General features: G+C 54.0%; 9 protein-coding genes. 4 read left to right on the forward strand and 5 right to left on the reverse strand.

What is annotated here, in order from left to right:
• Positions 1-60 precede the first annotated feature (60 nt).
• The gene (locus tag HUF18_RS19520; RefSeq protein ID WP_225693548.1) at positions 61-738 is read left to right on the forward strand and encodes a transglutaminase-like domain-containing protein; all 678 of its coding nucleotides are present in this window, start codon (positions 61-63) and stop codon (positions 736-738) included.
• A 92-nt stretch (positions 739-830) separates the two neighbouring features.
• Positions 831-1,085, forward strand: coding sequence for a hypothetical protein (locus HUF18_RS19525; protein WP_225693550.1), 255 nt, complete (start codon positions 831-833; stop codon positions 1,083-1,085).
• A gap of 7 nt (positions 1,086-1,092) precedes the next feature.
• Here HUF18_RS19525 and rimK read toward each other — a convergent pair whose 3' ends face one another.
• From rimK to maoP, 3 genes are read right to left on the reverse strand one after another with little or no spacing between them, the layout of a single operon-like run.
• A complete protein-coding gene (rimK, locus tag HUF18_RS19530; protein ID WP_145465749.1) occupies positions 1,093-1,998 on the reverse strand; it encodes a 30S ribosomal protein S6--L-glutamate ligase in 906 nt (301 codons plus the stop codon).
• Positions 1,995-2,423 carry an ATP-dependent zinc protease family protein gene (locus tag HUF18_RS19535; protein WP_145465748.1) on the reverse strand — a complete coding sequence of 143 codons (429 nt, stop codon included), beginning with the start codon at positions 2,421-2,423 and terminating at the stop codon, positions 1,995-1,997. The genes rimK and HUF18_RS19535 overlap by 4 nt, the downstream gene beginning before the upstream one ends.
• On the reverse strand, positions 2,416-2,763 hold the full coding sequence (gene maoP, locus HUF18_RS19540; protein WP_145465747.1) for a DUF413 domain-containing protein: 348 nt from the start codon (positions 2,761-2,763) through the stop codon (positions 2,416-2,418). Before maoP ends, HUF18_RS19535 begins: the two co-directional genes overlap by 8 nt.
• Positions 2,764-2,870: 107 nt before the next feature.
• On the opposite strand from maoP, the gene hdfR reads away from it, so the two are divergent.
• A complete protein-coding gene (gene hdfR / locus HUF18_RS19545; protein WP_145466726.1) occupies positions 2,871-3,758 on the forward strand; it encodes an HTH-type transcriptional regulator HdfR in 888 nt (295 codons plus the stop codon).
• A gap of 23 nt (positions 3,759-3,781) precedes the next feature.
• Complete coding sequence (locus tag HUF18_RS19550; protein WP_225693552.1) at positions 3,782-4,732, forward strand: alcohol dehydrogenase catalytic domain-containing protein; 951 nt, start codon at positions 3,782-3,784, stop codon at positions 4,730-4,732.
• 113 nt (positions 4,733-4,845) lie between these two features.
• Here HUF18_RS19550 and queE read toward each other — a convergent pair whose 3' ends face one another.
• Together queE and queC are read right to left on the reverse strand one after the other, a co-directional pair.
• Positions 4,846-5,532: a 7-carboxy-7-deazaguanine synthase gene (gene queE, locus HUF18_RS19555; protein WP_225693554.1), complete on the reverse strand. Its 687-nt coding sequence runs from the start codon at positions 5,530-5,532 to the stop codon at positions 4,846-4,848.
• On the reverse strand, positions 5,532-6,218 hold the full coding sequence (queC, locus tag HUF18_RS19560; RefSeq protein WP_342453581.1) for a 7-cyano-7-deazaguanine synthase QueC: 687 nt from the start codon (positions 6,216-6,218) through the stop codon (positions 5,532-5,534). Before queC ends, queE begins: the two co-directional genes overlap by 1 nt.
• Positions 6,219-6,609: the final 391 nt, after the last annotated feature.

Genomic DNA, 6,609 nt, shown 5'->3' on the forward strand with positions numbered 1-6,609 from the left:
CGGCGTTGTGATCATTGTCAGTGCCGGGGGAGCTGAGTAGGGTGAAGGCTTCTCTTTTTAATGAAAGGTCGCCGTATGGAGCAGTATCTGCAAAGCACCCGCTATTTTGACGCAGCCAATCCGCAGGTTGTGGCACAGGCGCGCGCGCTGGCTGGTGATGCATCTGATCCGCTGGAGATTGCCCGCCGCCTGTATCTTGGGGTGCGCGATGGTGTGCGCTACAACCCTTATACCTTCAGTGATGATCCGCAGAGTTTCAGCGGCAGTCATTGTCTGGCCGCGGGCCAGTCATACTGTATTCCCAAGGCGGTATTGCTCGGCACTATGGCGCGGGCGCTGGGTATTCCTTCCCGGCTGGGATTAGCGGATGTGCGCAATCACCTGTCCTCCCCACAATTACTGGCGTTTCTGCGTTCCGATGTATTTGTTATGCATGGCTATATCGAGCTGTGGCTGAATGAGCGCTGGGTAAAAGCGACACCGGCCTTCAATAAAGCGTTGTGTGAGCGTATGGGCGTGGGCGTGCTGGAGTTCGATGGCGAGCAGGATTCGGTGTTTCAGCCGTTTGATGAACAGGGCCGGGCGCATATGGAATATCTGAACGATCATGGCACCTTTGCTGATGTACCGGTTGATTTTATTGTCGCTCAGGTTGCAGCGGCTTATCCGCATCTGGTGAAAACCGCCGATTTTGCCGAGCGCTCACTGGAAGGGGACATGACCGCGCCTGTGAGTTGAATCGGTCAGAACCCCTGATCGTCGCCACAAAAATCCTTTGCTGGCTGGCGGCCACCGTACTTCGCAGAATGTGACTATTTACGGAGGCTGGTATGCAGAAACTGAACAAGGGGCGGAGCTGGTTGTATATAACAGCCGTGCTTTGGGGACTGAGTGGCACTCTATGTGTTGCTGAAGAACCGGCAGAGGACACTGATGAGCCGGTAGCGGCAACGGTGGATGACGGTGATGAAGCGTATCGCCGTGAGATTCAGCAGGAATGTGAATCTCAGGCGACGTCAATGGAGCTGGAAGGGTCCGACCGGGCCGATTACGTACGTTTATGTCTGCAGCAATACGGCCTGTAAACCGTGGTCAGCCGCGTCCGCGGGTACGGGTGCGGTTAGCGCGGGCATTTTTCTCAATAAAGATCATGATCTTGGCGGCCACGTCGATACCGGTCGCTTCTTCAATGCCCTGAATGCCGGGAGATGAGTTCACTTCCATCACCACCGGGCCATGGTTGGAGCGCAGAATATCCACACCGGCAACGTTCAGGCCCATGGTGCGTGCGGCGCGCACCGCGGTGGCACGTTCTTCCGGGGTAATACGGATTAAAGAAGCGCTGCCGCCACGGTGCAGGTTAGAGCGGAATTCGCCTTCCTGCGCCTGACGTTTCATGGCGGCCACGACTTTATCGCCCACCACAAAACAGCGGATATCAGCACCGCCGGCTTCTTTAATGTATTCCTGCACCATGATGTTGGCTTTTAACCCCATAAAAGCCTCAATCACGCTTTCGGCGGCTTTGCGTGTTTCCGCCAGTACCACGCCGATGCCCTGAGTACCTTCCAGCAGTTTGATCACCAGTGGGGCGCCACCGACCATACGGATCAGGTCGGGAATATCGTCCGGGCTGTGGGCAAAACCGGTAACCGGCAGGCCAATGCCTTTGCGCGCCATTAACTGCATAGAGCGCAGCTTGTCGCGTGAGCGGCTGATGGCGACGGATTCGTTCAGCGGATAGACGCCCATCATCTCAAACTGGCGCAGCACTGCGGTGCCGTAAAAGGTAATGGAAGCACCGATACGCGGGATAACAGCATCAAAATCATCCAGCTCGTGGCCCTGATAATGGATGCTGGAATCCAGGCTGTTGATATTCATATAGCAGTGCAGGGTATCCAGAACACTGACTTCATGTCCGCGCGCTTCGCCGGCTTCCACCAGACGACGGGTGGAGTAGAGGTTGGCGTCACGCGACAGAATAGCAATCTTCATAGGGAATCTGTTCCTGGATACTGGCGTTCGACATCGACCAGAAAACGCCCGCTGATGGCCCGGCGGCCAATCAGCATGGGGTATTTCATGCTGCCGCGGTGGCTGAGGCTGAGTTCGATGGTCCAGGTTTTCCCGGCAGCAAAAAGCTGAGTTTTAATAATGTAGCGATGGCTGCGCTGGCCATTGGAGCTGGCGATCACACGACGGTCGACCACCTCGGCTTCACAGATCTGATCCAAGGTTGCGGTGTCGTTATCAAACAACACATGGAAGCGAACCCAGGATTTTCCGTCCCGTTTAAAGGGCTCAATGCGTTCAGCATGCAGGCTGCTGGTGCAGGCCCCGGTATCGACTTTGGCCAGACACTGAATGCCAAAGTCGGGGAGAGAGACTTGTTCTATGTAGCCGAGTACAGGCTTAATCATCGCTGTCTATGCTGTCCGAGCCGGTTTCAGCCACAGCAGCGGAAGAAGCCGTGAAGTAGATCTGCTTACGGCGTAATGCATTGAGGTAAATGGCCCAGGTTTTCTCGACATCAGAGGCTGGCTTCTCGTTACCATGACAGGTAGCAACAAAGCGCTCTTCTTCGTCATTCTGTGGCGCGCGGCTGCCTTCGTGCAGCGCTTTCATGGCCACACCTTTTGTTTCCAGAATCTGCGCCTGAATACGGGTGAAATCCCCTGAACGCTGGAAACCACGTGGAAAATTGCGGTCGTCAAAGAACTTTTTATCGCAGTCAAAACTCTTCACTTGGCTATTGTCCATTCTGCACCTACTATCCCGATGAGGTAATTTTGGGCGGAGTATGGTCAGCCATGATTCGTCGGTAAAACAAAAAAAACTTATCGTAACGAAAATTTTCTTTGGTCGATATGGACACAGAACTGCTTAAAACTTTTATGGAAGTCTCACGTACGCGGCACTTCGGACGGGCGGCAGAAAACCTGTATCTGACGCAGTCTGCCGTCAGCTTCCGGGTGCGCCAGCTGGAAGGACTTCTGGGGGTGGAACTGTTCTCCCGCCAGCGCAATAACATTCAGCTGACCCCGGCAGGTGAAAAACTCATGCCATTGGCTGAAAGTAGCGTTCTGCTGGAACAGCGTATCCGCCAGGAAGTGGCGATGGCGGATGGCAAAAGCCAGCAGATGTCACTCGGAGCGACCCCGAATCTTTGGGATGCCTTTCTGCAGGAGCAACTGCGCCTGTTTATGAGCAGCTCTCCGGGGATTGCCCTGAACGCCATGGCGCACAGTAGCGGTAATCTGGTAAGGCAGATTATTGAACGCACTCTGGATCTGGCCTTTGTCTTCGATGCTCCCAAAGTGGACGAACTGACCACCATTGAAGTGATGAACATCCCTCTGTATCTGGTTTCCGCTGAACCCTGTGACAGCTGGCAGGATGCATTGGCGCAGGATTATGTGCTGGTGGACTGGGGAACGTCGTTTCAGATTCAGCATGCGCAGGAATTTAAAGGGGCAAAACCACCGGTATTACAAACCAACACCGGACGGATTGCGCTGGATTGTATTCTCAGCAATGGCGGCTCGGCGTATTTGCCGTCCAGCCTGATTCAGCCGTACCTCGACAGCGGGCAAATGCATGTTGTGCCCGATGCGCCGGTCATCAACCGTACGGTTTATGCCAGCTTTCATGCCAGCAGTGGCCGTGAAGAGCTGATTAATAAAGTGATCGAACAGATTGCAACCAATGTCACTGCCGCGGCTGCATTGGCATCGCCACAGGGGGAATCCAGATGAGTATCCGTTGCCAGGCATGGGTTATGACACAGACCGGTGGGCCTGAGGTTATACAGAAAGCTGAGATTGAATTACCTGAACCGGGCATCGGTCAGGTACTGATTCGTGTGGTGGCTGCTGGTTTCAATCCGGTGGATACCAAAATCCGTGCCGGGCTTGCGGCCATTGCGCCACAGTCTGGTGTGCTGGGCTGTGATGTCAGCGGCTATATAGAAGCAACAGGCGAAGGCGTCAGTGCATTTTCTCCGGGCGATGCTGTTTATGGCTGCGCCGGCGGGGTTAAAGGACATCATGGTGCGCTGGCTGAATATATGGTTGCCGATGCCGATTTACTGGCCCCTGCTCCTCATAATCTGCCGCTGGAAGACTGCGCTGGTCTGCCCATTGCTGCTATTACGGCTTACAACGCAGTACAGCGCTTGCAGCTTCAGGCCGGAGAGCGCTTGTTTGTGGTGGGCGCTTCCGGTGCGGTTGGTCTGATGATGACGCAGATTGCACATCAGTTGGGTGCGCTGGTTGAAGGCTCGGCCGGCAGTCGTGAACGTATCGCTCAGGTTGAAGCCTTTGGTGGCCGTGGCTGGCTGCATTCCCAGTGTAGTGAGCTGGTTGCGCAGGGGGAGAGTTTCGCCAGAGTGCTGGACACCTTTGGTGGTGCGGGTCTGCAAACCGCTCTTGAACTGGCAGCACCTTATGCGCAGGTGGCGACGATCAATGCCCGTAATCAGTATGATTTATCCCAGGCGCATGCCAAAGCGCTGACTCTGCATGCTGTTTTTATGCTGTTGCCACTGTTGCGGCAGGAAAATATGGCGGCCCATGGGGAGTGCCTGAGAACTCTGACAGCCGGCATTGAAGCCGGTGAGCTTAAAGGCCTGCCTGTGCAGAGTTTTGCTATGTCTGAAGTGGCACAGATTCATGCCCGTTATGAAGCCGGAGAGTTAGCGATTAAGGCGGTGATGCTGCCCGACTTCTGAGTCATCAGGAGTCAGGCATAAGGAACATCCGCGGGGGGTCAGTCGATCCCCAGCCATAAGGAACATCCGCGGGGGTCAGTCGATCCCCAGCCATAAGGAACATCCGCGGGGGGTCAGTCGATCCCCAGCCATTTGTGCGTCTGCAGGCTCAGCTTCCATTGCGGGTGGGCAAGACAATATTCGACGGTCTTGCGCATATTGCTGGTTGATAAGCCTTCTTTCGCCCCTTCATTCTTATCCGTTGCCAGAATCATGGCCTGATAGTCGGCCATCGGCTGCAGATAAAAATGCCGTGCATTAAAAGAAGCAAAGCGTTCCGGCATGGCTTTGCTCTGCGGATAGACCAGCTTCAGCTCATCACACTCGGTAAGCACAATCCCGGCATCGGCTTTGGGGCTCAGACAAAGCCAATCAATGCCGGCAGGTGCAGGCAGGGTGCCGTTGGTTTCAACGCCGATTTCAAAACCTGCTTCGTGCAGTGCTTCTATTAAAGGTACGTCGAGTTGCAGCAAAGGCTCACCGCCGGTGCAGACCACATAGGGAACTCCCTGAGCGGGGTCTGGCCACAGACTGCTGATCAGGCTGACCAGCTCCGCTGCACTGTAGATTCCGCCATTGTCACCATCGGTGCCGATAAAATCGGTATCGCAGAAATCGCACACGGCGTCAGCACGGGAATCTTCGCGCCCATTCCACAGATTGCATTTACTGAAGCGACAAAACACAGAAGGGCGTCCGGCCTGTGCGCCTTCGCCCTGCAGTGTGTAAAAAACTTCCTTAACGCGGTAGCGGTCGGCCATCAGCTGTTCTCGTAAGCCAGTGGGTCGGTGGCATGGTTATGGGCAAAGGCTTCCAGGCGTTCAACGCAGGAGCCGCACTTGCCGCAGGCTTTCTCGCGACCGTTGTAGCAGGTCCAGGACTTACCATAATCCAGCCCCATCTTCAGACCGTCGGCGAGGATCTCTGTTTTGTCGCTGTTCAGGTAAGGCGTAACAATATCAACCGGCTCGTAGTTGGCCAGCTTGGCGACTTTATTCATAGCGTGAACAAAGTCCGGACGGCAATCCGGGTAAATTGCGTGGTCACCGGAATGCGCGCCGTAAAATACTTTGCTGGCACCAATATCCACGGCATAGCCAATGGCCAGCGACAGCAGAATCATATTGCGGTTCGGCACCACCGTGGACTTCATATTGGCCGCTTCATAGTGGCCTTCCGGGATTTCGATATCAGACGTCAGAGAGGAACTCTGCAGCAGTTGGTTGATTGCGGTGATATCAATGATGCGGTGGTTGATTCCCAGCTCTTCACACACGCGGGTGGCAAAAGCGATTTCCTTGCGGTGCTTCTGGCCGTAATCAAAGGTAAGAGCATAGAGCTCGTAACCTTCTGCTTTGGCTTTATTAAGAATGGTAAAGGAATCCATACCACCGGAATAAATAACAACGGCTTTCTCGGCCATAACTAACCTCTTTCTTAAAAAGATACTGGAACAGATAAACAGTCCGAACCAGGGAGCCGGGTGGCTCCGGGAATTAAGCGGGCAAGTATACGTGCTTTATATAGAAGGGGGAAAAGAGAGGGCGGGAGGTTCCTGTAATTTTTTTTCAGAAAGCTGTTGACCGCCAGCAGGATCTCTCTATAATGCGCCCCTCTCGACACGCTACGGTGTGTTGAGGGGATTGAAAAGCTTTATTTTTCAATGACTTGCAAGATTCTCACGAATCGGCGGCCACTGAAAAATTCTCGAAAAAGGTGTTGATTTCGGTCAGTAAGAGCGTAGAATGCGCCATCTGCTTTGAGAGTGACCCGGAAGGGTTGTTTGAAGCTGAGTTAAGTGTTTGATTTTAAAAGAAATTTTGAAAATTAACGCTTGA

Origin of the sequence: Thalassolituus sp. ST750PaO-4 (assembly GCF_020320405.1) — a bacterium.
GTDB classification, from domain to species: domain Bacteria; phylum Pseudomonadota; class Gammaproteobacteria; order Pseudomonadales; family Oceanobacteraceae; genus Venatoribacter; species Venatoribacter alkanivorans.